This is a genomic window from Chryseobacterium sp. RU33C (assembly GCF_900156015.1).
Classification (GTDB): Bacteria; Bacteroidota; Bacteroidia; order Flavobacteriales; family Weeksellaceae; genus Chryseobacterium; species Chryseobacterium candidae.
On sequence record NZ_FTMT01000003.1, the window covers coordinates 62,104 to 87,837 of the forward strand.

22 protein-coding genes are annotated in these 25,734 nt (G+C 34.8%); 5 read left to right on the forward strand and 17 right to left on the reverse strand.

Annotation, left to right across the window (positions count from 1 at the left end; all coding sequences use genetic code 11):
- Positions 1 to 177: 177 nt before the first annotated feature.
- Both BW946_RS03655 and tsf read right to left on the reverse strand, forming a co-directional pair.
- Positions 178 to 3,003: a T9SS type B sorting domain-containing protein gene (locus tag BW946_RS03655; RefSeq protein WP_076594882.1), complete on the reverse strand. Its 2,826-nt coding sequence runs from the start codon at positions 3,001 to 3,003 to the stop codon at positions 178 to 180.
- 298 nt (positions 3,004 to 3,301) lie between these two features.
- Positions 3,302 to 4,126 carry a translation elongation factor Ts gene (gene tsf / locus BW946_RS03660; RefSeq protein ID WP_076594883.1) on the reverse strand — a complete coding sequence of 275 codons (825 nt, stop codon included), beginning with the start codon at positions 4,124 to 4,126 and terminating at the stop codon, positions 3,302 to 3,304.
- 143 nt (positions 4,127 to 4,269) lie between these two features.
- On the opposite strand from tsf, the gene BW946_RS03665 reads away from it, so the two are divergent.
- Positions 4,270 to 5,052: a DUF6759 domain-containing protein gene (locus tag BW946_RS03665; RefSeq protein WP_076594884.1), complete on the forward strand. Its 783-nt coding sequence runs from the start codon at positions 4,270 to 4,272 to the stop codon at positions 5,050 to 5,052.
- A gap of 60 nt (positions 5,053 to 5,112) precedes the next feature.
- Here BW946_RS03665 and BW946_RS03670 read toward each other — a convergent pair whose 3' ends face one another.
- Both BW946_RS03670 and gltX read right to left on the reverse strand, forming a co-directional pair.
- Positions 5,113 to 6,069, reverse strand: coding sequence for an acetyl-CoA carboxylase carboxyltransferase subunit alpha (locus BW946_RS03670; protein WP_062675714.1), 957 nt, complete (start codon positions 6,067 to 6,069; stop codon positions 5,113 to 5,115).
- Positions 6,070 to 6,118: 49 nt separating this feature from the next.
- On the reverse strand, positions 6,119 to 7,627 hold the full coding sequence (gene gltX, locus BW946_RS03675) for a glutamate--tRNA ligase (RefSeq protein WP_076594885.1): 1,509 nt from the start codon (positions 7,625 to 7,627) through the stop codon (positions 6,119 to 6,121).
- A 436-nt stretch (positions 7,628 to 8,063) separates the two neighbouring features.
- Here gltX and BW946_RS03680 point away from each other — a divergent pair, with 436 nt between their 5' ends.
- The 4 genes from BW946_RS03680 (at position 8,064) to BW946_RS03695 (ending at position 12,463) form a co-directional block, all read left to right on the forward strand.
- Positions 8,064 to 8,462 (forward strand): hypothetical protein, encoded by a 399-nt coding sequence (locus BW946_RS03680; protein ID WP_076594886.1) that lies wholly within the window; start codon positions 8,064 to 8,066, stop codon positions 8,460 to 8,462.
- The gene (locus tag BW946_RS03685; RefSeq protein WP_076594887.1) at positions 8,399 to 9,496 is read left to right on the forward strand and encodes an MAC/perforin domain-containing protein; all 1,098 of its coding nucleotides are present in this window, start codon (positions 8,399 to 8,401) and stop codon (positions 9,494 to 9,496) included. The genes BW946_RS03680 and BW946_RS03685 overlap by 64 nt, the downstream gene beginning before the upstream one ends.
- 280 nt (positions 9,497 to 9,776) lie before the next feature.
- Positions 9,777 to 11,177, forward strand: a complete 1,401-nt coding sequence (locus tag BW946_RS03690; RefSeq protein WP_083688774.1) for an MAC/perforin domain-containing protein — start codon at positions 9,777 to 9,779, stop codon at positions 11,175 to 11,177.
- Positions 11,178 to 11,497: 320 nt separating this feature from the next.
- Entirely contained in the window at positions 11,498 to 12,463 is a 966-nt protein-coding gene (locus BW946_RS03695) for a glycosyltransferase family protein (protein WP_076594889.1), read from the forward strand.
- A 60-nt stretch (positions 12,464 to 12,523) separates the two neighbouring features.
- On the opposite strand, the gene BW946_RS03700 is transcribed toward BW946_RS03695, so the two are convergent.
- From BW946_RS03700 to BW946_RS03760, 13 genes are all read right to left on the reverse strand, one after another.
- Positions 12,524 to 13,405, reverse strand: coding sequence for a hypothetical protein (locus tag BW946_RS03700; RefSeq protein WP_076594890.1), 882 nt, complete (start codon positions 13,403 to 13,405; stop codon positions 12,524 to 12,526).
- The gene (locus tag BW946_RS03705) at positions 13,398 to 14,300 is read right to left on the reverse strand and encodes a glycosyltransferase family 2 protein (RefSeq protein ID WP_228402454.1); all 903 of its coding nucleotides are present in this window, start codon (positions 14,298 to 14,300) and stop codon (positions 13,398 to 13,400) included. The genes BW946_RS03700 and BW946_RS03705 overlap by 8 nt, the downstream gene beginning before the upstream one ends.
- Positions 14,279 to 15,319 carry a glycosyltransferase family 4 protein gene (locus BW946_RS03710; protein WP_170872049.1) on the reverse strand — a complete coding sequence of 347 codons (1,041 nt, stop codon included), beginning with the start codon at positions 15,317 to 15,319 and terminating at the stop codon, positions 14,279 to 14,281. The genes BW946_RS03705 and BW946_RS03710 overlap by 22 nt, the downstream gene beginning before the upstream one ends.
- A gap of 98 nt (positions 15,320 to 15,417) precedes the next feature.
- Positions 15,418 to 16,665, reverse strand: coding sequence for a glycosyltransferase family 4 protein (locus BW946_RS03715; RefSeq protein ID WP_076594892.1), 1,248 nt, complete (start codon positions 16,663 to 16,665; stop codon positions 15,418 to 15,420).
- 78 nt (positions 16,666 to 16,743) lie between these two features.
- Complete coding sequence (locus tag BW946_RS03720) at positions 16,744 to 17,979, reverse strand: glycosyltransferase (RefSeq protein ID WP_076594893.1); 1,236 nt, start codon at positions 17,977 to 17,979, stop codon at positions 16,744 to 16,746.
- A gap of 3 nt (positions 17,980 to 17,982) precedes the next feature.
- Positions 17,983 to 19,170, reverse strand: a complete 1,188-nt coding sequence (locus tag BW946_RS03725) for a glycosyltransferase family 4 protein (RefSeq protein WP_076594894.1) — start codon at positions 19,168 to 19,170, stop codon at positions 17,983 to 17,985.
- A gap of 3 nt (positions 19,171 to 19,173) precedes the next feature.
- Positions 19,174 to 20,160, reverse strand: coding sequence for a WaaS/CpsH family glycosyltransferase (locus BW946_RS03730; RefSeq protein WP_076594895.1), 987 nt, complete (start codon positions 20,158 to 20,160; stop codon positions 19,174 to 19,176).
- A gap of 4 nt (positions 20,161 to 20,164) precedes the next feature.
- On the reverse strand, positions 20,165 to 20,911 hold the full coding sequence (locus BW946_RS03735) for a glycosyltransferase family 2 protein (RefSeq protein WP_076594896.1): 747 nt from the start codon (positions 20,909 to 20,911) through the stop codon (positions 20,165 to 20,167).
- 380 nt (positions 20,912 to 21,291) lie between these two features.
- Positions 21,292 to 22,539: an ornithine--oxo-acid transaminase gene (gene rocD / locus BW946_RS03740; RefSeq protein WP_076594897.1), complete on the reverse strand. Its 1,248-nt coding sequence runs from the start codon at positions 22,537 to 22,539 to the stop codon at positions 21,292 to 21,294.
- Between the two features lie 324 nt (positions 22,540 to 22,863).
- Positions 22,864 to 24,219, reverse strand: coding sequence for an acetyl-CoA carboxylase biotin carboxylase subunit (gene accC / locus BW946_RS03745; RefSeq protein WP_034692971.1), 1,356 nt, complete (start codon positions 24,217 to 24,219; stop codon positions 22,864 to 22,866).
- Between the two features lie 91 nt (positions 24,220 to 24,310).
- The gene (gene accB / locus BW946_RS03750; protein ID WP_076594898.1) at positions 24,311 to 24,796 is read right to left on the reverse strand and encodes an acetyl-CoA carboxylase biotin carboxyl carrier protein; all 486 of its coding nucleotides are present in this window, start codon (positions 24,794 to 24,796) and stop codon (positions 24,311 to 24,313) included.
- 127 nt (positions 24,797 to 24,923) lie between these two features.
- Positions 24,924 to 25,127: a 50S ribosomal protein L32 gene (gene rpmF / locus BW946_RS03755; protein ID WP_002976251.1), complete on the reverse strand. Its 204-nt coding sequence runs from the start codon at positions 25,125 to 25,127 to the stop codon at positions 24,924 to 24,926.
- A 67-nt stretch (positions 25,128 to 25,194) separates the two neighbouring features.
- Positions 25,195 to 25,725: a YceD family protein gene (locus BW946_RS03760; protein WP_076594899.1), complete on the reverse strand. Its 531-nt coding sequence runs from the start codon at positions 25,723 to 25,725 to the stop codon at positions 25,195 to 25,197.
- Positions 25,726 to 25,734: the final 9 nt, after the last annotated feature.

The window sequence follows — 25,734 nt, forward strand, 5'->3', positions numbered from 1 at the left end:
GTTGAAAATAGAACAAAAAATACATGATTTTGAAATTGTAGTTAAACAAAATTTAAGTTTATGTTATCTTTTTTCTCTTTTTAACATAATATAGTAAGCAAATTTAACTTTACAGTTTAAAAAAATGAGCCACGATCTGATGATCGTGGCTCGTTCAAAATAGTTTTAAACTAATTATTACTCTCTGTTTTTAACAAGAATCCAACCTGTATATTTTATTGGAGTCTTTTCTTTGTTGGATTCATTCCAGCTGATATGATACCAGTATGTTCCTGTTCCTAGTTTTTTATCAAAGTGTTTTCCGTCCCATCTGTAGTTGTTGAATCTATTTCCGGTAAACACCATATTTCCATATCTGTCATACACTACAAAGCTCAGATTTTCTTTGTAAGCAAGCTCACTGTAATCTATATAATCATTTACATTATCTCCATTAGGTGTAATGGCATTTAACAGATTAGGAATCGTGACTTCTACAGCAACAGGAGTACAGTTATAAGCATCTTTTACATAGAAAGTATGCTGGCCTCTTGTTAAGCCTGTAAAGGTACTTGAGTCCTGCCAGTTAGCAGTTCCGTCAACTGCATATTTGTAAGATGCTTTACCGCCGCTTACAATTACAGTTGCTGTATTATTGTTAATCTCAATAGTCTGTATTACCGGATCTTCCACTTTTTTAACTTTTACAGTCTGTGTAAGGAAACATCCGTTCTTACCAAGAATTACCGTGTATTCTCCAACACCTATGTCTCTGATACCTGATGTGGTAGCTCCTGTACTCCATTGGTACGAATCATATCCGGGACCAGCGTCCAGGCTGGTTTTTGCATCCATACAGATATACTGATCTACAAGGATTGGAGATTTTTTAATTGGAAGTACAATTAATTCAATTTTTGCATTTGCTGTACATCCTTCAGCAGTCGTTACTTTCACATATACAAATCCTCCTGTTGAAGGGAAATTTTCTGGTGTTGTGATTTCGTTGATCCCTGCTGTAAGGTCATTCAGAGTGCGGTAATATTTTTTCGTAACAGCATTATAGTCTGTTACCTTTGCTTTTGTAAGGTCAAAATAAGCATAAGGAGCCACATCATACCAGCAGGCCTTAATAGAAGTGTCAGTTACAATGAATGGCACTACCGTAAGGTTTAAAGTTACCTGCTCGCAATCTGTAAACTCAACTGAGTTTCCACAGAATTTATAAACAATTTTGTCTGGTCCTAAATATCCGGGATTAGGAGTGTACGTAATGGTTCCGTTTGGATTAACCACGGCTGTTCCCTTGGTAGGAGGAGTTATAATTACTACTGTACTTGGAACCACAGTTTGGGTGGAAGAAGTAAACGTTGGAGTAATAATTTTAGTAGAGCAAGCATTAAGTGCCTGTGTAGTTTCTTTTAAACAAGTTTGTACTTTATAGATAGGAGTTGTCACAGGAGGGCATGTTCCCATCGTTACTTTTACGGTATAATTTCCTGACTGCGTAGGAGTATAGGTATAACTGGTAGCGCCCGGAATGGCAACTCCGTCACGGAACCATTGGTAGGTTTCATATCCATCGTCTACTTCAAGAATGATTCCCGGTACGCACTCACCTGTCTTTTTCGCAATGACAGGGATTGATGAGAATCCGGCAAAGTACCCTCCGTATCCCGCAGAGCTATATCCTCCGTTGATACCTGCTGTTACAGCTTTTGTAGACGTAATCTTAATGTTTCCGGTTACACTGTTGATGGCATAGGTTACCCAGTTCGCATTTCCTGCCAGTGGATAAGGTCCTGCATCAGGTAAAAGAGGAGCATCATTTAACATGACAGTAGCGCCAGCCTCTGTTAAAATATTTAATTTTACTTTCAGGTCACTTGGTGTTGAGCTGGCTCCTCCTACCCCAAGAGGCATTTCATTGATCTTCCCGATTTCATCAATTTTTCTTGGAAGGAAACAGTTTAATGGCGGGATATAGTTAAATCCATTGGTAGCATCACTTGCTAATACTCCAATAAATTGGTATAAATATACATTTTTGGTTGTGGAAATGAACATATTTGAATGTCCTGATGTCCCCTGAGCAACATAGCTGGTTTCATTAATTCTGTACCATTCTCCGGCAGCAAGTGTAGCAACAGCAGTACCTCCACCATTTAAATATACTTCGGTATTATCTTCAGTGGCCACAATAAGACCACCCTCCATATTTAAGATAGGATCAGTAGATCTTGTTTTTACCATGGCAAAAGTATTCCCAAGTCTGTCAACCGGAACAGATTGATCCAGAACCGGGTCACTTCCTGTTGTTGAAGCAGAGAAATTGGCGTTACAGCTTCCATTGGTCAATGTTACTGGCTTGTCAGCAACTATTTTGGCACCAATAAAACCTGTTTTGTTTCCAGACTGAGATCCGGATCCTGCAAGAATGAAAGATTGTCCTTTTTGTAAAGTAAAAGTCTGAGTATTTCCAGTTGGGCTGCCGTTAATAAACACTACTCCGGCAGTTGGGTTCCATGATACTGTTACATTCGTGTTGTCTTCAGTAGCAAGGACACCTGCCGTAAAATTCTGTATACTGCTTGTATTCGTATTGGGAGCAGCAGCAACGAAAAAAGTTTTTCCAATTCCGGCCTTTCCTTTACTGGTGATTACTTCCCCATGAACACTCTGAGCGAGTCTTAAGCTGCAGTAAAAAGGTTTGGCTGCCTTTAAATAAAGCCCTTTATTACCCACATTGAATGCTTCGGTAGATGTTCCTGTGGAAATAAGGTTATTGGCAACCTTATAGGTTTGTGGATTACCTTTACTGATTGTAACGGTTGTAACCACGGTATTATTGTTGTAAATAGTTACATCAAAAGGAGTTGGTGAATCAGTAGAAAGGTATATCATATTGTTATACCCTCCAACACTGTCATAATAAGGAGCAATCCAATGCTCGGTATCCCTTTGTGCAAAGAGTGGATTAATTGTCAAAAAAATTAATACCAAACTGAGTAGAAATCTTTTCATGTGTATGGAATTAGGATTTCTACAAAAATAAAATAAAAAATGAAATATTTTTAATAAAGTTTAAATAAATGTTAAAAAAATATCGCCAATTTTTAACTAAAAGCCATCTTGGATACGAAACTGGTAATTAACTTTTAAGCTTGAGCTGTGTGATTATCTGTGGATAGTTCTTTAATGGGTGATTTTTTTAATTCTGCTAATTTTTAAGAATGTGGGGTTGTATTGATGAGTGGAATAATATTAATAAAAAAATCCCGGTGAAATTCACCGGGATTATATTTTTTTTGAAAAAGTCAGCTTATAGGCTTACTCTTACAAATCCTGTTACTTTTAAGTCTGCATTTACAGATTTTACGTAATCAGCAACTGAGATACTTCCGTCTTTAATGAAATCCTGGTGTACCAAAGTGTTGTCTTTGTAGAATCTCTGCATTTTACCTTTCAGGATGTTATCGATAATGTTTGCAGGCTTACCTTCTTCAGTAAGTTTGTGTCTTTCGATTTCTAATTCTCTGTCGATAGTTTCCTGAGAAACAGCAGTTTCATCAAGAGCAATTGGGTTCATTGCAGCAACCTGCATAGAAACAACTTTAGCCGCTTCTTCAGCTCCGTCTACTTTAGCAGAAAGAGACGTGATTGCAGCGATTTTGTTTCCAGCGTGGATGTAAGCTCCTAAGAAATCTCCCTGGATTCTTTCGAAAGATCCGATTTCGATTTTCTCACCGATAACTCCTGTTTGCTCAACTAATTTCTCAGCAACAGTGATCCCGTGGAAATCTGTAGCTAAAAGCTCTTCTTTAGTAGCTGCGAAGATAGCCATTTCAGCTAATTCGTAAGCTAGCTCAACGAAAGCTTCGTTTTTAGCAACGAAGTCAGTTTCACAATTTAAAGAAATTACAGCACCTAAAGTGTTGTCTTCGTTTACTCTTGCGATTACTGCCCCTTCAGTAGACTCTCTGTCCGCTCTGTTAGCAGCAACTTTTTGTCCTTTTTTTCTAAGGATATCTACCGCTTTTTCGAAGTCTCCTTCAGCTTCAACTAGAGCTTTCTTGCAGTCCATCATACCTGCACCTGTTTGGTTTCTTAATTTAGCTACGTCTGCAGCAACTGGTGTATAAGACATAATATCTATTATTTTTTATTTAAGATTAGTATTAATTTTTAGCTTAATTTTAGAGCAGTGCAAAGATAATGATTTTAATGATAAACTAAAAAATGACTTTTCACGTTATTAATATATTTAATACTATTTTAAAGGTTTGATTAATGAAAAAAATCTTCTTCCTTCTATTTATATGCATTTTTGCCCTGGGTTTTTCTCAAAAAAAGAAAAAAACAAAATCTAGAGCAGTTGTTGAAAAAGAAACTGTAATTATCTATACCGAACAGGAAGCCGAGATCTCAAAGGAGGCAAGAGTAATTGCCGGTTTTTTGAAACAGAACCCGGGACACGCAAAAACAGACTATTTTAAAAGAAAGCTGATTGATATTATCATGGCCGGTAATTCTCCTGAAGCAAAACCTACGATTAAACCCATCAGTAAAGAGAAAATTGAAAATATCGTTAAGAATAATGAATTGAATAGCGGAAAAACGATTGCTGCAAATAAAACTTATACTGCTAATGGAAAACCTGTTTCTAATAATACAGCCGCAGCTATTGAAGCTTTAAAAGAAGAAAGAAGGACTACCTCTTTTGCTTCAGCAGGTTCTGCCGGAACTGCAAAAACTGCGGGCGCATCAACAGCATCCAAAGCTGAACCTAGTGAAGAAGGTAAGAGGAGAGCGGCAATGCTTACCCATCTGTTTAATAACGATGTTAACAAAAGTGAAGCTTATATTAATATCAAGAACAGATCCTCATGTAACCTTATTGTTAAGATAAGCGGTAAAAAATACTATAATCTTACGGTTCCTGCAAAAGGGGAGAATTTTATACTGGTTGATAAAGGGGAGTATGTAATGACCACATCGGTGTGTGATGCAAAATATTCTTCCTTAAAAAAAATCACCCAGGATATTGAAATTGCCCTGAACGTTGCAGAATAGAATAAACAGAAGAAAACTAAAGAAAAACGGTTAAGAAGAAATTCTTAACCGTTTTATTTTTTATCCTTTAAACTGACCCATTGCAATGAATTTGTCCTGTCTCTGGGTTTCAAGCTCCTGTCCTGTAAATTTGGAGAAGGCTTTGATGTTTTGTAAAATTGAATTTTTCAGGTTCAAATAGGTTGTTTCCTGATCATAATGAGCACCTCCAAGCGGTTCCTCAATGATTCCGTCAATGAACTTTTCTCTTAAGGCATCCGCCGGAGTAAGATTTAATGCATTGGCTGCATCTTCTTTGTGATCCCAGTTTCTCCATAAGATAGAAGAGCAGCTTTCCGGTGCAATTACTGTATACCATGTATTTTCCAGCATATATACTTTATTTCCCACACCTATTCCTAATGCTCCACCACTGGCACCTTCTCCAATGATGTAAGTGAAGATCGGAGTTTTTAGCTGAACCATTTCAAAAATATTTCTTGCAATAGCTTCTCCTTGTCCTCTTTCTTCAGCTTCCAGCCCCGGATAAGCTCCCGGTGTATCTACTAAAGTTACCACAGGGATATTGAACTTTTCAGCAAGCTTCATTAATCTTAAGGCTTTTCTGTATCCTTCCGGATTTGGCATTCCAAATCTTCTGTGCTGTCTTTCTTTGGTCGTTCTTCCTTTTTGAGTCCCTATGATCATTACTTTCTGACCATCAAGGGTAATCAATCCTCCAATCATTGCCGGATCATCAGCGAAATTTCTGTCTCCATGAAGTTCTAAGAAACTGCCTTTGTCTGCCATTCCATTGATATAATCCAATGTATAAGGACGATCCGGATGACGGGACAGTTGTACTCTTTGCCAAGGTGTAAGATTTCCATAGATTTCTTTTTTCTTTTCTAGAATCTTATCCTCAATCTGGCTGCATGCTAATTTTACATCAACACCACTTTCCTCTCCTACTAAAGAACACGTCTGGTATTGATCCATCAATTCTTTGATAGGAAGCTCGAAACTTAAATATTCCATTTCTTGAAGTAAATTAAATCTTTCAAATGTATGAAAAATTATGATTATTCTATTTAAAATTATTTATAGCATTGTTTATTCTGGAGATACTTTCCTCTTTACCAAGGGTTTCCAGAATGTCCGGAACATCTGGTCCTTTCAGTTCTCCTACTAAAGATAATCGTAACGGCATCATGACTTTACCCATTCCTAATCCTTTGTTTTCGGCGAAATCATGCATTGTCTGCTTTAAAGTTTCACCCACAAAGTCTGTCGTTTCAAAAGCAGCGGCCAATTCACCTAAAATTACTGATGTTTCTTCATTCCATGCTTTTTTTGATGCTTTTTCATCATATGAAGTAGGAGCTTCAAAAAAGAATTTTCCATTTTCATAGATGTCTTTCGGGAAAGTGGCTCTTTCTTTCATCAGATGAATTACTTTCAATAGTTTTTCATCAGAAGCACCGGAAAGATCAAGATCTGTGTTTTTCAGAATCTGAAGAAGTTCTTCATCAGATTTCATCTGAATATATTGATGGTTGAACCACTCAGATTTTTCTTTGCTGAATCTTGCTCCCGCTTTATGTACTTTATGAAGATCGAATTCCTTAATCATTTCATCTAAAGGAAGTATTTCTTTATCATCTGCAGGAGACCAGCCTAATAGTGCCACCATGTTGATGAAAGCATCAGGAAGATATCCGTTTTCTCTGTATCCTTTAGAAACTATACCTGTAGTGGGATCTTTGAAATCTAGAGGGAATACCGGGAATCCGAATTTATCTCCGTCTCTTTTGCTTAATTTTCCTTTTCCTTCAGGTTTTAAAATTAAAGAAAGGTGGGCAAACTGTGGTGCTTCCCACTGCATTGCTTCATATAATAAGGTGTGAAGACCTAAAGAAGGCAGCCATTCTTCACCACGGATGACGTGAGAGATTTCCATTTCATGATCATCAATGATATTCGCAAAATGGTAAGTTGGCATTCCGTCATTCTTTACCAGAACTTTATCATCTAAAGTATTGGTATTGACTGAAAATTTTCCACGGATGATGTCTTCAAGATTCAATACTCTGTCAACAGGCATTTTAAATCTTACGACATAAGGCGTCTTTTCGTCTAATAACCTTTGAACTTCTTCTTCAGAAAGGGCAAGACTGTTTCTTAAACGGTTTCTTGTTTTATTATCATAAGAGAAAACATCACCTTTCGCTTCATATTCTGCACGCATTGCATCCAGTTCTTCCGCAGTATCAAAAGCAATGTAAGCATAATCAGTCTTTAGGATCTGTTCTGTATATCTGTCGTAGATATCTCTTCTTTCAGACTGTCTGTAAGGAGCAAATTTTCCTCCTTTCTTAGGACTCTCATCAGGAATGATTCCGCACCATTCTAAAGCTTCTTCAATATATTCTTCAGCTCCTTCTACATATCTGGCCGTATCTGTATCTTCGATTCTCAATACAAATTCTCCACCTTGATTTTTGGCAAAAAGATAATCATATAATGCAGTTCTTACGCCTCCCAAATGTAATGGTCCTGTAGGACTTGGAGCAAAACGTACTCTTACTTTCTCCATTTCAATTTTAATTTTTGCAAATTTACTTAAAATTATGCGTTTAAGAGATGATTTCTGACGGTGTATTGTTTTTTAACCCTGACTTTTTTACTTATTTCCATAGATTTTCGATAAATACGGTTTTTAAACTCCCAATTTTATTTTTAGGATAATAATTTTTTATTCATTGATTACAATCCATGAACTGTGGTTATGAATAATATACTGATAGGTAATAATCATTGGGTTTTATTTATGAGTCTGTTTATAAATGAGGGTAAGCGTATTTTGATAATTTGAGTTTTTTAATTAATTCATAATGAGTGATTGTTAAAGTATTTATTCATAATATTTTAATTGTGTATTAAAATCACTAATAAATGATATATATCAGCTGTTGTTTTGTATTTCACATATTGTTGAATTTTATAATTGTTGAAAATTTTTAAATAATACTATGAAAAAACAAATTTTATTTAGCTTCAGTACAGCGTTGATGCTTTTCATGGGGTCATGTTCTTCAGAAGATCTGAATAATAATGAATCTACGCCTGATAGCCCGGCAAAAACTAATCGTTTGTCAGCAGCAAAATTTGCAGGAGATGGAGTGTATGATGTCTTGGGACACGGTTTTGATGTGGCGGGGGAATATGCCAATGCTAATTCTGCAGGATTTAAAGTAATTGATATTGATCGCTTTAAATCTGAACAGGCAGCAAGATTACTTTCAGAAAATACCAATACACAACAATATGTTGAAGAATATGGAGAGAATGCGGAAACTATTCTAAAATGGTTTCCACAAAAGTTGATGCTACTGCTGGTATTCCTTTATTTAAAAAAACTTTATCAGTAGGATTTAATTCTGCATTTACTACCAACCATAAATTTGATGCCAAATATATTTATGGCAGTTACAATCTTATCATTAAGCAAAAAAGATTAAGATTTAATGCTACCACAGATATGTTAGCGGATTATGTAACTCCGGAATTTACCCAGGATCTGCAAACAAAAACTCCTCAGCAGATTGTACAGGATTACGGAACCCATGTTATGATCGATATTTATACAGGGGCTAAGATGGATATCATGTTCCAGTCTGAAACAAGTAATGAAAGCCGTGACCGCGCTGCCAGAATTGGAATAAAAGTAGGGGTGAAATCTATCTTTGATTTGGATGTAACCAATGATGTGAATACTTCGGAATCATCTATGAATTACTCTAAGAAATTATCCTATAGAACAAGAGGAGGAGATCCTTCAAAAGGTTTGGTTGGCGAATTGAATCTTGATCAGACTACTCCAAAAATTAATATTACAAACTGGCAAAGCAGTTCCAATGCTAGCAATTCTGTATTAGTGGAATTTGGAAATAACGGACTTGTTCCTATCTATAATCTGGTAAAAGATGCTGCGAAAAAAGCTCAGCTTAAGACGTATGTTGATCAGTATTTAATTGATAACCAAATTTCATTGGAGTATAATACTACAATGTTATATGGCTACCAAAATCAGGCAGACAGTAATCATTATTTCACTTTCAATACAAACCTTCAGCCATCTTCTTACTGGACTAATGAAGGACCGACATTTAAAGTATTTCAGTATAAAGCACCTGATACAGTTCCTATTTACTGCTATAAAAGTACTTCAGGAGCAGATCATTACTTTACACAGGCAAGCACATTACAGCCATCTTCTTATTGGAATGTTTATATGAGAGTAGCATTCTATGCTTATAAAATTCCGGGAGCTGGAAGAATTCCTGTATACAGCTATAAAGCTAAAAACGGATCGGATCATTATCTTTCAGTGTCACCTAATTTAGGTCCTGTGAACTATTGGAGTATCAGAGAAGGTATTGCTTTCTATATTCCAGCTAATTAATTTTTGGATTTATAAAATCAATTTGGTAATACACTATGAGTGGGGTTGGTAATTCTGGCTCCACTTTTTATTTTAAATTAAAAAAGGTTAGATTGAATATGAAAATAGTAATTAAAATAGTTTATGGTAATTAATTATTGCATTTTGTGATATGGAAAGTGTTCATTAAATGTATTTTAATCTACTGTTAAATTCACTTATCGATGATATATATCATTAGTGATTTGTCCTTTCACTTGATGATGAATATTATCTTTGCAGGAAATTTTTAAATAATACTATGAAAAAACAAATTTTATTTTGCTTCAGTAGTTTACTGATGCTTTTTATGAGTTCGTGTTCTTCTGAAGATCTGAATTCAGAGGTAACGCCTGAAAGTCCAGTGGCAAAGGCTAATAACAGAATGTCTGCAGCTAAATTTGCAGGCGACGGAATTTATGATGTCTTAGGACATGGCTTTAATGCTGCAGGAGAATATGCTAATGCTAGTTCTGCAGGATTTAAAGTGGTTGATATTGATCGTTTCAAAGCTGAACAGGCAGCAAGACTGGTTTCTGAAAATACAAATACTCAGGAGTATGTTGAAGAATATGGAGAAAATGCAGAAACTTACTCCAAAATGGTATCTACAAAAGTAGATGTGACTGCAGGAATCCCTTTATTTAAAAAAACACTTTCGGTAGGATTTAATTCTGCGATTACTACCAATCATAAATTTGATGCCAAGTATATCTATGGTAGTTACAATCTTTTGATCAAGCAGAAAAGATTAAGATTTAATGCAACAACAGATATGTTGGCTGATTATATTACACCTGAATTTGCACAGGATTTACAGGTAAAATCCCCACAACAAATTGTACAGGATTATGGGACTCACGTAATGGTTGATATTTATACCGGGGCAAAAATGGATATCTTATTCCAGTCTGAAACAAGAAATGAAAGTCGTGACCGTGCTGCAAGAATCGGAATAAAATTGGGAATGGCTAAGATTTTTGATGTTGATGTTCAGAATGATGTCAATACATCAGAATCTAGCATGAACTATTCTAAAAAATTATCATACAGAACAAGAGGAGGAGATCCTTCAAAAGGTTTGATTGGGGAACTTAATCTCGATCAAAACACTCCCAAAATCAATATAGCAAACTGGCAGAACAGTTCTACACCCAATAATTCCGTATTAGTGGATTTTGGAAATAACGGGTTAATATTTATTTTTAATCTGGTAAAAGATCCTGCTAAAAAAGCAGAACTTAAATCATACATTATCCAATACCTTATCGATAATAAAGTAATGCTGGATTATATTCCGGTTCCAATTTATGGATTTTATAGCGGTTCAGATAGAGATCACCTGCTTTCTACATGGGCTGGAACTCCTAATAATTATCAGGCGGAAGGCGAGCAGTTTAAAGCGTACAGTTATAAAGCACCTAATACAGTCCCTGTTTATCAGTTCTATAGTGCAAATGACAGGGATCATTATTATTCCACTTATCAGGGAACACCATGGAACTATACCTATGAAGGAATAGCTTTCTATGCAACAATGGATAGCACAAAAAAACCTATTTATCAATTTTACAGTGGGAGCGAAAGAGATCATTACTACAGTACTTATCCGGGAACACCCAATAACTATGTTGCAGAAGGAATTCCTTTTTATGCTTATTAACTAAATAATATTAATATTTTACAACAAAGAAATCGCCTCAATTTTGAGGCGGTTTCTTTTATATAGTAAAGAAAAAGATATTATTTGTGGAAAATTTTATAAGTAATATTAATTTAAGACTAATGTTTTCTATGTTCTTATAGTTGAAAATCTACTTTCTTGTAGTTAAAAATGTATTTTTGTAACTTATAAGTTTAGTTGATCAATGAAAAGCTTTTTTGCTTGTCAGAATTTATCTCAGAAAATACAGGAATAAGATTATATATTTTTATTACTGCTATGGAGAAAGGGTGAAACTAAATAATTTAACGTACTAACAAATGAAAATTATTTTCCACGAAAATCAATTATGCTATAGAGGGACTTCTAATGCTCTTTTTGATTATGCTTATTATAACGAGGAAATGCTTGGCAACGAGTCAATGATCCTTTATCCTAAAAATAGTCCGAATAACGCTGAAGAAGCCATCAGACGTTTTAAAAAAAGATTTAGCGTTGTTGGATATAGCGATATCAAGGAAAGGGATGAAATTATTAAAAAGGCAAATGCAGATCTTTTTTATGCAATAAAATCCGGAGAAAGAGAAACAGATACTCCTCATGATCTTATTAAAACGGCTATTCATGCGGTTTTTAAATATAACGAACCTTACGGTGATGTTTATGCCTATGTCTCTGAATGGCTGGCCAAAACAATGAGCGGCGGAAAACTTCCTTTTGTTCCTCATATTGTAGATCTTCCTGAAGTGAGTGGGGATCTTCGCGCTGAGTTGAATATCCCAAAAGATGCCGTAGTATTCGCGAGATATGGCGGAACTGAAACTTTTGATATTGGTTTTGTGATGGAAGCTGTAAAAAAGACAGCCCTGAAAAATAAAAATATATACTTTGTTTTTATGGGAACTGATGAATTTGTAAAGAGAAATTTTTTCAGGTCTTACAAGAATATTATTTTCCTTCCACCGACAACTGATGTAGAAAGGAAGGTGAAATTTATTAATACTTCTGATGCATTTTTGCATGCCCGCACGCAAGGAGAGAGTTTCGGAATGGCTGTAGGTGAGTTTTCTATTAAAAATAAACCTATTATAACATGGTCCGGATCTGATGAGAAATCACATCTTGAGATTTTGGGAGATAAAGCCATATTATATAGCGACAAACAGGATATCATGCAAATTCTGAAGGATTTTCGACCGGATGCAGGTAAAAACTGGGATTGCTACTCAGAGTTTTTCAATCCTCGGGTAGTCATGGAGAAATTTGAAAATATTTTTATCAGATAATTTAGAAAAAAGGCTAGTGTTACAACAAACATTAGCCTTTACTATTTTGGTCTGAAAGAATTAAAAAAGACTTCTAATTCTCATCTTTATTTTTTTTGTGAAAGATAAATTCAGATTGAGTTTTTGCTGAGGATATTTCTTTGAAAAGGAAAGAATAAATTTATCAATGTTTTTTGCGGGGAAAAAGGAAAGCTCTTTCCAAATGCCTTTATATAAAGGATGGAAGTCTATAAATGTCTTATAATTGTCAGCATTCACCGTTTTCCAGGAATTTAAAAATGTTGAAGTGTCAAAATCATTTTTATGTCCCCAGTTATTGATCTTTTCTGAAATTTCACTTTCTTCCCGTGCCCATGACTGGTGTATTAAGTAAAAATCCAATGGGAGAATTCTGCCTTTATTTGTATTTCTGGCATATTCATAGTGAGGATAGTTTGTAATTAGCATACACTTTTCATCAAAAGGAGTAATGACAAAGAATCCCTCCGTATTATGTTTGAATAATGTCACAAAATTTACCTGAAAATTAAAAGGATTTTTAGCCGGGTTATTTAATAAAAATTTATTCCTTTTCAAAAATTGGGCTAATACTCCGAAGTCATAAGCATATTCATCACCATCCATCTGGATATGCCATCCGCCGGAACCCATTTTTTCCGCCATCATGTTCCTTTGTCTGGTTTCCAGCTCCATTGGCTGCATCCCTTCAATGAAAAAAGTGTCTTTGTAAAAGATGATTTTATTCTGAGTATCCAATTTTTTGATAGCACTGAAAACACTTTCTGGAATATGAATGTCATTTCCTGCCCAGGTTTTATTATTGGCATCATAACTTATTACGATACAGTCTGCATGCTCATAAATATGCTGAAGAGATGTAAAGATGTAACAGTAGTCATATGATAGAAGATATCCTACTTTAATAATATTTTTTTTACTCATTTTTTATTTTATCTAAATTGGAATAAAGACCGTCTAATATACCTTTTATGTACGCTTTCGCCATGGAAAATTTTCCTTTTTTAAGTGCTTTTCTTGCAAACTTCCATCGCTCTCTGGTCACATATTTTAAATTTCCGTCATACAGCCTGCACATCCAGATCCGGTTTCTGGTAATATAATACTCATAAAAACTACCTTTATCGCTGGCAAGATTGAAAGCTTCACATTGTGTATTGACCGCAATTTTCCATTGGGTGTTTTTAAGAAGCCGCAGACACCATTCAGACTCTTCATAATACATGAAAAAGCTGGTGTTCATTAAGCCTACATCATCCAATATTTCTTTTCTGAACATCAAGGCGCTTCCATCTACATATTTTATATTGTAGTTATAATGAGGTGCATTTACATGGTTTTTATCCTGTTCAGAATGGGTGTGTCCACCCTGAAAACCTTCCTCTGGAAATAAGAGTCCTCCGTCTGAGAATATTCTGTCACGAATATTTCTGTAACAGATTCGGGGGCCAATGATTCCTATATCTGGAAATTCTTTTAAATCGTTATATAACTGACTAATTGTGCTGCGGGATATTTCAATGTCCGGATTTAACAATAAAAAATAATTCTTACCATCTTCAATCGCTTTTTTAATGGCTAAATTATTACCGAAAGCATAACCCCCGTTATAATCACTTAAAATAAAGTTGATTTGCTTTTGTAAGCCAAGTTGCTCTATTTCCTTTCTGTCTTTTGAATGATTATCTACTACATAAATAGATTGTTGCGAAATGCCTTCGTTTAATAATGAATTAACTTCTCGCTGGGTATCTTCAAAAGAATTGTAATTCAGTATGATAATGGCCAGGTCATCCATTAGTGTAAAATCTTTTTCCATTTTTCAATTGCTTTTTCTTCAGAAAAATTATTTTTAAAATATTCCTCAGCCTGTATTTTCATATCCTGATAATAAGATTGATCCAGCAGTAAAGACATGATCTGATCTTTAAAAATTTCAGGATGATCACTTACCAGACATCCATTTGAAGTTTTTGAAGGGAACCCATCAATTGCTCTTTCTGTTCCCACCATAGGAAGACCGTAAGATAATGCTTCTATTACCTTGATTTTGATTCCTGTTCCCTCCAGCATCGGGCAAATTGCAATTTTTGACTGGTGGTAATATTCCTCCAGGCCTTCTATAAATTCTATCAAGGTAACACCTTCTCTTTCTTTAATATGCTTGCAAATTCTCCCGATAATTACAATGTTGATATTTGGAGGAAGCAATGGATATGCATGGTCAAAAAACCACTGTATGGATTGTATATTGAAAATGTTTTCAGACCCCACAAAAATTAAATCATACTTTTTACCAAGATCACTTTTTTCAAAATGAGTGGGGAAAGAAGGTGGTATATTGATTACCTTTTCACCCAGGAATCTCTTAAATACAAGATGCTCATCTTCTGAAATGGTGATTATTTTATCAAATTTTGAGAGATTGTTGATTTCCTCATTGAAACGTTTTCCAATATCTAATGATTTGTTTTTGTAAAACTCATTGAGGGTAATCCAATCATGGGTATCTATGATCTTTAAAGTGTTTTTCATAGATTCATGATCAATTAATCCTGCCCAGAATTCATAATTGATGATAACGGCATCATATTTTTCCTTATTGAAGATATCAGTAAATTCTTTCTTTGCAAAATCTGTCAATAAGTGGTTATACTCATTAGGTTTCTTATAGAATTTTGATATTTTGTGCTTCCAATAATCTGTTGATGTTTTTACTTTTAATGGTCTGTGTTTAATTAAGAACAGATGGTCAACAATATTCTGATCAAAATCTGTAGTATCGTTTTGGCTCTTATAAATCTCAGCGGCTCCTACCAGATCAATGTGATATCCCATTTTTTTTAAAACAGTAAGGGTGGTTTTTGCTCTCGTAGTATTTCCTGCCCTGTTTGAAAATGGATTTTCAGGAAAAAAAAATAGAATTTTTTTGGTCATTATAAAGATGTAATGGCGGAATTAAATTTTTTGATGATGGTATCCCATGAATAGTTTTTTAAAACATAATCTTTTGCTTTGATGCCTTCAGAAACAAGATCATCCTGTGACTGCTGCATATAAAACGTTAATGCCTGGGAAAATTCTGTGCTGTTTGTAAAGCTTTTCCCGGTTTTACTCTTTTCAACATGAGAATACAAGACCTCACAGTTTTTATTTACAATGATAGGGATTTTCAGTAACATAGCCTCTAAGGTAATCAGTGAAAGACTTTCATAGAATGAGGGCATTATAAGTGCGCTGGCATTCTTCAGTAAAGTATTTTTGAGGTCGTGATCTACAAATCCGGTAAGGATAATATCATCTCCCTGAGTTATTCTTTCCTCAAGAGAATTTTTGCCTGCCATAACTAGCTTTACATCACGATATTTAGGATGTTTTTCTTTGAAATCTTTAAAATATTCAATCATCATGACACAGCCTTTGTCTTCAACAATCCTTCCTATATAAATAAAATATTTGGTATGATAAAGATCCTTGGGCAGTGCACCCGATGCTGTATCATAATCATCAAAACCAATCCCCACAATTTCTGATTTTAGCTTTCGTGCCTGTGGATAAACTCTTTCTACAAAATCTTTTTCAATTTGTGTATTGTACATGATGAATTTTGGAAGAGAAAACAATTGTGCATAACCATCAAGATAAAATTGAGGCTCGTCGTGTGCTGTTGGGATAAGAATGCTTTTCTCAGCAACTTCTCTAATCCCGATATTGGTAGGATGATATAAATAAGTGAAGAAAATAAAAGCCTTATAATCTTCTTTTTTGTCTTTTATAAACTGAATTAAATCATTGGAAAATGGTCCCTGTACTTCTAACCATTCATTAAAATTGAAGTCTTTTTTGCTGTATTTAAATCTCTTATAAAGCAAATAAGGGAAGTTTACAAAGCTTAGTCTTCTGCTGTGATATTTATATAAGTTACGAGCTATTTTACTTAGCCCATTAAATCTTTTTAAATCCTTTTTTAAAGTTTTAAATCTTCTTACTTTAATATCATTGATGATTTCAATCCCTTCCGGATAATGATTATCCCAACGTTCGAATTCTATAGCACATGTTGTGATAATTTCAATATCATACTTAACAGACAATTTTTCAGCTAATAATCTTGCGTGAAGTTCTGCACCTCCGTTAATTTCCAGCCCATATCTTTGGACTACTATTGCAATTTTATCTTTCATCTGAAATATTATGAATTCATCTTTAAATCTGGTGATCTTCTCATAAGCTGATAAACCAGAAAATGAGGTAGATTAAAATTATTTTCTGCTTTTTTTGAAAAATGCGTTTACTTTTTTTCTTATTTTATTATAAAGAGTTCGCTCTAGATAATTAACTCTGTTGTTTAACCTTTCAATCTCGCTCAAATAAAAAACATTATTGACATCACGGCCTCCGCTGCTTTCTTTTTTAACAAAACCATCAATGAAATTCAGTCTTATTCTGAATAGCTCCCCAACAGATGGGATAGAAAAATTCTCTGCGATTTGTAATTTTGCTTTTTCTCTCATCGGGGTCAGACTGTCAAAATTGTTTTTGATGTATTGGAGCTTTTCAACAGCATCTTTGAGACTTGGCCTGGCAAGCGTTAAGCCTTCGTCAATCAATCCTTTTGTATTGGATGTTTTGATGAAATCATACTGAATAAGAAAGCTGTTATTTACATTCATAAAGTCCAGATTCCCGGAATAACCCGTTCCGACTACAATTTTTCCATAGGCCATTGCTTCTGCCATTGTCAGTCCGAAACCTTCTGAACCGTGGAGAGAAATCAGAACATCAGCCTGCTGGATCAGGGAATGTAATTTCTCCTTTGAAAAATGCTCATTAATGATGATGACGTTCGGAATATTATTGTAAGCTTCCAGCGCTTTCTGGGCATCTTTGCTTCTTTCAAGATTATGCGTTTTCACGATAAGAACGCTGTTTTTATCTTCTTTAAAAACTGTTGTGAATGCTTCCAGCGTAGCTTCCGGATTTTTTCTGATGGTAGTACTCAGAGAATCGAAAATCGTTAGATAGATCCTGGAATCCGGAGAAATATTATATTGGCTTAGCTCAAAATCCTTAGACTCTGCCATTTTTTGAATCGGATGAGAAAATCTGATCACCGGAATGCCGGTATACTTTGTAAAGATATTCACACAGAAATCACTTGGTACCCACAACTCATCAAAGACATTTAATATCTCAACAACTTTATCAGAAACTTCCGGAAATTCCCAGGCCCAGTAAATAATATTATAATGATCCTTAAGATTCAGATCCTGATTCTTAGAAAAAAAATTGTTAATAAAATTGATATTAATATGGAAAACATTGATTGAAGCTGATGCTTCGGAATCCGTATCCATTTTTTCAAAAGTTTCACTGGAATAATTAATCCGGTTTACTTTGATTCCCATTGCTTCTAATGCTAAAGCATTTAATCTGGTCGCTTCGGAAATTCCGAAATTTCCGTCAAAAAAGCCATGGTAATTTACACTTAATGACATGGATTATAGTGTTTTAAGTTTTTCTTTTACTTCTTCAGGTGAAAATACTTTCAGGCTGTCTACAGAATTTCTGCTTAATGTATTCCAAAGATCTTCATTATTATTTAGCTGAATAATAGCCTCTGCAAAACGGGTTTCGTCATTGGCAATCAGTACATTCTTTTTATCGGTAAGCATCATTCCTTCTGCCCCAATATCCGTGGTAACCACAGGGAAAAAGTATTCAAAAGCCTGCCCGATTTTTCCTTTTACCCCAGCTCCAAATCTTAGAGGAGCTACCATAATTTTTGAATTCATAAAATGCTCTTCAATGCTTTCCACAAAGCCTAAAAAATTAAACTTAGGATATAATTTAAGATCCAGCTTTTCTGAAACATTTCCGATAATGCTTACCTCAATCTCAGGATTGGTTTTCCAGACAATGGGCATTATTTTTTCATATAAAAACTTTACCGCATCAATATTCGGTTCGTGAATAGATCCTATGAAGGTAATACCTTTACTATCAATGAAATTTTTTCTTTCAGAAATATCAATTTTTGGATAATGAATATTAGATACCGTAATGATCTTATTTTTATCTGCATACTGGCTCATAATTTCTTTTTCCTTATCAGATATGGCAATTATATAATCCAGTTGCGGTGCAACAACTGTTTCCAGGCGGAAAAAATGTTTGTAATTTTTCTTTAATGAAATACGCGTCGGTTCCAGTTCTATGGCTCTTTTAAACCTTAAAAAATGAATATCCACCATATCATAAATAAATTTGGCAGAAGGTAAAATGGTTTTCATTTTTTTATAAAAAAGATTCAGAGCCAGAGGGCCGTTAAGCCAAACGTAATCTATCTTTTTAAAAGAAGACAGGAAATCATAGATATTTCTGTACTTATTATTCTCTGTATAAACGATAATATTGTGCTGCTGATAAAACTTCACATAAGAATCATCTTCAAACATATGGGGAGCAAATAAAATGCAGTTGTATCCTAATTCTTTGTAAATAAATATAAGTTCTTTCAATCTGTTAGCCCCGGATTCTTTATCATGGGCAGGGAAATCTCTTGATGCAAACAGGATTGTTTTTTGGGAAGCGTCATACAGATTAATGTTGACTATATCTTTAGACTGAAGATATTTAAGTTTTTCTTTTCTTTCGAAGTGCTTTTTTATTTTTTTTAAGATTCCCATTTGTCAGTTTTTAGTATCAAGTTCAAAAACTTTATTCACCCAACAATCCAAAGTGTATCTGTGGTAGATTTCTTCCGGAATTTTCTCGTAAGGTTTTTCAAAAAAAGATTTGTCAAGATTACTAATATTTTTGTTTAAAATCAAAATATTATTGGGATTGTAAAAATCATAGGTTTTAATGGCTTCATTATCAGTAATGATTTTCTTTTCCAGAGATATGGCTTCAAAAACTCTGAAGCTGAGACCATATTGCCCTTCACGCATCAGATCCAGCAGAACTTTTGAATTTTTATAATATTTTGGAAGATCGTTATGCGGAATTTTTTTAATACTGAAAATCAGGAAAAGATTTTTAGGTACTGTCATGAAAATATTGGTCAGTTGATGTTTCCATGATTTTTTTCCAATAATCATAATCTGGAATTTTAATCCCTGTTCAATAAGCTTTTTAGCCAGTAATTTTATAAGTGAGACTCTTCTGTTATCATAAGAGGTGATGTAGAAAAGATCCATTTCAGGCTGTTGGTTTTCTTTTGGACAGTACGGAAGGTAAATGTAATTGGTTAATTTTTCGAATCCGTGTTTTTCGACATCAAAATAGTCAAAGGAAAAGACTTTGTCAAAAAGATACAGTTTGTCTTCCACCGGAACTCTTTCAAGATTATCATAAAGATAGGTGACCATACGGTCTGTAGATTTTCGGATTTTTTTAAGCGTAGAAAGGTCAAATGTATCCGGATTCATCACCAGGATCTGATCCTGATGTCCTAATTTTTTCAGAGAATCCAGAACGTATTTCTGTCTTTTTTCAGTCTTAAGATTTTTATTTAAAAAAGTTTTACTTAAAGCATTTACGGCTCTTTCGTTGAAATTGGAATGAGTAACAGTACTGATCTTTATATGATGAGCATCAATACCTCTTTTGCATAATGTTTCAACAATATACTTATCATAATTCCAAAAATCATAACTAATGATACAAATCTTCATTCAACTAATTTTGCTCTTTTTTTAATGATTCATAGGTTTCGTAAACGCTTAAAGATTGCAGGTAGGATAACTGATAGCCTTCTTTTCCGTCTAAAATACCTAATCTCATTATATAGGCTTTAAAAAATTTAAAAGCAGTTTTAAGATATTGAACCCCAACACTGTATTTTTTTCCTTTAGCAGCCAGTTCTTTCCCCTTTAAAATTCCGTAGTGAATCATTTTTTTTCTGTAAGATTCATAATCTGAAACGGAGTAATGGAGTAATTTATTTTTTAAAATCCCGATGGTTCCGTTTACCTCAAGAGTTTCATGTACTTTTTTTCCTGCCATATATCTGGCCTTCGATTTTCTGAACAGCCTGAAATTTTTGTCAGACTGTGTTCCTGAAAAATGAATTGGTTTCTGGGCAAAAAAGAATTTCCTGTAAAAATAGTAGGCATCCTTTTGCCCGGGTTTGTTAAGCTCTGCAATAATTTCCTGCTTCAGTGCCGGAGTAATTCTTTCATCACCATCCAAAAATAAAACCCAGTCGTTGGTTGCATGATCAAGAGCCAAATTTCTTTGCTTTGTAAAATCCTCAAATTTATTCTGAATCACCTTTACATGCGCGAATTTTTTCGCAATTTCTACAGTTTTATCCGTACTAAAAGAGTCTATCACTATTATTTCATCACAGAAATCGAAAGACTCAAGGATATCCTGTATATTTTTTTCTTCATTATATGTTATGATCAAACCACTTATATTCATCACAATGATTTGTTTGATAAGGAAATATGTATTATCTCTCCTAAGGTCATTCTAAATAGTTTTAATCTTTCAAAGATAAGTTTAAATTTGAATTTTATAGACGAATCTTTGTCATTTATCTCTATTATGCAGATTCCGAAAAATACCACCTTTGAAGAATACACTTTATTGTAGCCGGATGTATATAGCAAATACAATTCCTAAATTTTTAAAAAGTGAAAAAATATGATTTTTTTATGTTTTTAAAGTAACCTCTGATGGTGTAATACACGTATTGATGATACATTAAAGGTATGACTGTTGACTGCCATACCCATTAATATTTTCCGGAATCAACAGTTAAAATATTGATCGTGTTGAAATAACCGATGAATATCCGTTTATTTATACTCAAGAATAGTCCTTTCGATAATCTTCACGCAGTCCAGCAGTTGTTCTTCAGTAATGACCAATGGTGGAGCTAATCTGATGATATTGCCATGGGTAGGTTTTGCCAGAAGTCCATTTTCCTTTAATTGTAAGCAAAGATTCCATGCGGTAGAGCTTTCAGGCGTATCATTGATCAGAATAGCGTTTAGAAGACCTTTTCCTCTTACTTTGGTAATAAGATCTGTTTTTTCAATAAGCTTGTTAATTTCAGCTCTGAAAAGTTTCCCTAGTTCTTCTGCTCTTTCAGATAGCTTTTCGTCAGCTACTACATCCAATGCTGCTACTGCTACGGCACAGGCGATAGGATTTCCTCCGAACGTGGAACCATGCTGTCCCGGTTTAATAACATTCATGATGTTGTCGTTCGCTAAAACAGCAGATACAGGATACATACCTCCGGAAAGTGCCTTTCCTAAGATCAGGATATCCGGTTGTACATTTTCATGGTGGCAGGCAATCAATCTTCCTGTTCTTGCGATACCCGTCTGAACTTCGTCAGCAATGAAAAGAACATTGTATTTTTTACATAGTTCAGAAGCGTTTTTAAGGAAGTTTTCATCCGGAACATACACTCCGGCTTCTCCCTGAATAGGCTCTACAAGGAATGCTGCAATATTTCCAGCTTCTCTGTTTAGAACTTCTTCTAATGCTGCGATATCATTATAAGGAATTTTGATAAATCCTGGTGTAAAAGGTCCGTAGTTCTGGTTGGCATCCGGATCATTAGAGAAAGAAACAATAGTGGTTGTTCTTCCGTGGAAATTGTTTTCACAAACGATAATTTTCGCTGCATTTTCTGCAATTCCTTTTACTTCATAACTCCACTTTCTGGCTAATTTTACGGCAGTTTCCACAGCTTCTGCTCCGGAGTTCATTGGTAAAACCTTGTCAAACCCGAAAAGAGTCGTTATTTTCTGTTCGTACTCTCCTAATTTAGAGTTGTAGAAAGCTCTTGAAGTTAAAGCCAGCTTTTGGGCCTGCTCCACTAAAGCGCCTACAATTTTAGGATGAGAATGTCCTTGGTTCACAGCAGAATATGCTGAAAGAAAATCATAGTACTTTTTACCTTCCACGTCCCAAACGAAGACACCTTCTCCGCGGTCCAGAACCACTGGAAGCGGATGATAGTTATGCGCTCCATGTTTGTCTTCAAGGTCAATAAAATACTGTGAGTTTTTTGTTTGTTCTGCTGTTGACATATTGTTGTTTTTTACAAATTTACACAATATTAATGATATGTATAAACAATTACCAAGTGACGTTTGAGGGGAGAATTGAAGTAGATTTTAGGGTGGAATAATGGAGGATTAGAAAATATTTTCCCTGTTGACAGACTGTTATAGGTAATATATCTTTATAAGGGTGAAATTTTATTTTCAGTTTGTTTATTAATTTTTATTCATTCCTCGGCAATAAAACACGGTTAGAACTGCTTCGTGCTTTGCATTAAAAATTTAAAATTTACAGGTTAAAATAAAAACTGCCTCTTTTTGAGGCAGTTTCATTTTTATTAAAAAATAATCTTAGTGATTATCATATTTTCTATCCATTACAAAATCCTCCATGAATTTTGTAGTGTAGTTTCCTGAAAGGTAATCTTCATTATCCATCAGTTGTCTGTGGAAAGGAATCGTTGTTTTTACTCCTTCAATATAGAATTCTTCAAGCGCACGTCTCATTTTTGCAATTGCTTCCTCACGCGTTTGAGCAGTAGTGATAAGCTTAGCAATCATAGAGTCGTAATTAGAAGGGATTGTATATCCTGAATATACGTGAGTATCTACTCTGATTCCGTGTCCGCCAGGGATGTTTAATCCTGTAATTTTTCCCGGAGACGGTCTGAAGTCTGCATAAGGATCTTCTGCGTTGATTCTACACTCGATGGAGTGTAATTTAGGGTAGTAGTTGATTCCTGAAATAGGAGTTCCGGCCGCAAGAAGAATTTGTTCTCTGATCAGGTCATAATCAATTACCTGCTCAGTAATAGGATGTTCTACCTGGATTCTTGTATTCATTTCCATGAAATAGAAATTTCTGTGTTTGTCTACAAGAAATTCAATAGTTCCCACTCCTTCATATCCGATGAATTCTGCAGCCTTTACAGCAGCGTCACCCATTTTCTCACGAAGTTCGTCAGTCATAAACGGAGAAGGTGTTTCTTCCGTTAATTTCTGATTTCTTCTCTGTACAGAACAGTCTCTTTCAGAAAGGTGGCAAGCTTTACCGAATTGGTCACCCGCAACCTGAATTTCGATGTGTCTAGGCTCTTCAATCAGTTTTTCCATGTACATACCTCCGTTTCCAAAGGCCGCTACAGCTTCCTGAATGGCAGATTCCCAGTGATCTTTAAGGTCTTCAGCTTTCCAAACAGCTCTCATCCCTTTACCTCCACCACCAGCAGTAGCTTTGATCATTACAGGGTAACCTGTTTCTTCAGCTACTTTTACAGCGTGTTCGTAAGATTCGATCAACCCGTCAGAACCTGGTACACATGGTACACCTGCTGCTTTCATGGTAGCCTTAGCGTTTGCTTTATCTCCCATTTTTTCAATCTGCTCAGGGGATGCACCAATAAATTTGATACCATTCTTCTGACAGATTCTTGAGAAGTTAGCATTTTCAGATAAAAATCCGTAACCTGGGTGAATAGCGTCCGCATTGGTAATTTCCGCAGCAGCAATAATGTTAGGGATTTTAAGATATGAGTCTTTACTCATAGCAGGGCCAATGCATACCGCTTCGTCAGCAAATCTTACGTGAAGACTGTCTTTATCAGCAGTAGAGTATACTGCAACGGTTTTGATCCCCATTTCTTTACAAGTACGTAAAATACGCATTGCAATTTCGCCACGATTGGCTATTAATATTTTTTTGAACATCTCCGAAATTTTAAATTATAAATTTTGAATTTTAAATTATTTTAAATGAAAAAGATTCATCTAAAATTTATAATCTTTAATCTAAAATTCCTTAAGATGGATCTACTAAGAATAAAGGTTGGTCGTATTCTACAGGAGTAGCGTCATCAACCAAAATCTTAACGATTTTTCCGCTGATTTCAGATTCAATCTGATTGAAAAGTTTCATTGCTTCAATAACGCAAACTACTTTACCAACAGAAACTTCGTCACCTACATTTACAAATACATCTTTATCAGGAGATGGTTTTCTATAGAAAGTACCGATCATTGGAGACTTAATCGTTACATATTTGCTGTCATCAGATGCCGCTTCAGCTTTTTCAGCAGCAGGTGCAGCAGCAGGAGTTGCAGCAGGTGCAGGAGCAGCTACTGCTTGAGGTGCAGTGTGGTATACTGCAGGTTGTGCATAAACAGCATCGCTTCCAGCTAATGGAGTTTTAATAGTGATTTCGAAATCTTTAGTTTTGTACTTCACTTCTGATACTTCAGCCTTAGATACAAACTTGATAAGATTTTGTATGTCTTTAATGTCCATAAATTTGATATTTGATTTGATGCCAAAGATACCAAAAAAACGTAAAAAACAACAAAAAACCGCCAAATTTTATCAAAATTGGGCGGTTTTTGTATTAAAATGAGGCTTTTTCAGCGAAAAGCGACTCTTAGTTTTCTTCAGTAGCAGCTACTTCTTTTTCCAATACTACTTTACCTCTGTAGTACAATTTTCCTTCATGCCAGTGAGCTCTGTGGTATAGGTGAAGCTCTCCTGTTGTTGCATCTTTAGCTAATTGAGGAACTACAGCTTTGTAGTGAGTTCTTCTCTTATCTCTTCTTGTAGACGACTGTCTTCTCTTTGGATGTGCCATTTTCTAATAACTTTTTTAATTGATGAGCGATGAGATTCATCATCTCATCATATTTAAATTATTCTATTTAATTATTGTCTTTTAATTTTCTTAAAGCATCCCATCTAGGGTCACTTTCATGTTCTTCTTCTTCAGTTACCTCAATATCTTTAGGACTGAACTGGTCAAGAATTTTAAGATCATCATCACTTACATTGGGTGAAATCTTTTTCATCGGGATAGAAAGCATTACATTTTCATAAATCAAATGTGCTACATTGAAAGCATGCTCTGCGGTAGGAATGGTAATGACATCTTCATTGCTGTCATCATATTCTTCCCCGAAATTCACCAAAATTTTGATTTCATTCTCAATAGGATAGTCGAAATTTTCATTTGTGATGTCACAAACCAATTCAACCCATCCATTAATCTTAATCTCAAATTCTAAAAAAGTAGTGTGTTTATCAAGTGATACATTCACTTCTATTCTAGGATTTGTAAATTCCTGCTCAGTGTCAAATAATTGAAAGAACGTTTTATCTATCTCAAACTTGAACTCGTGTCTTCCGTTTTTAAGTCCGGAAAAGCTTACGTCATAGTTTCTTAACTTGTCCATAAAATGAGT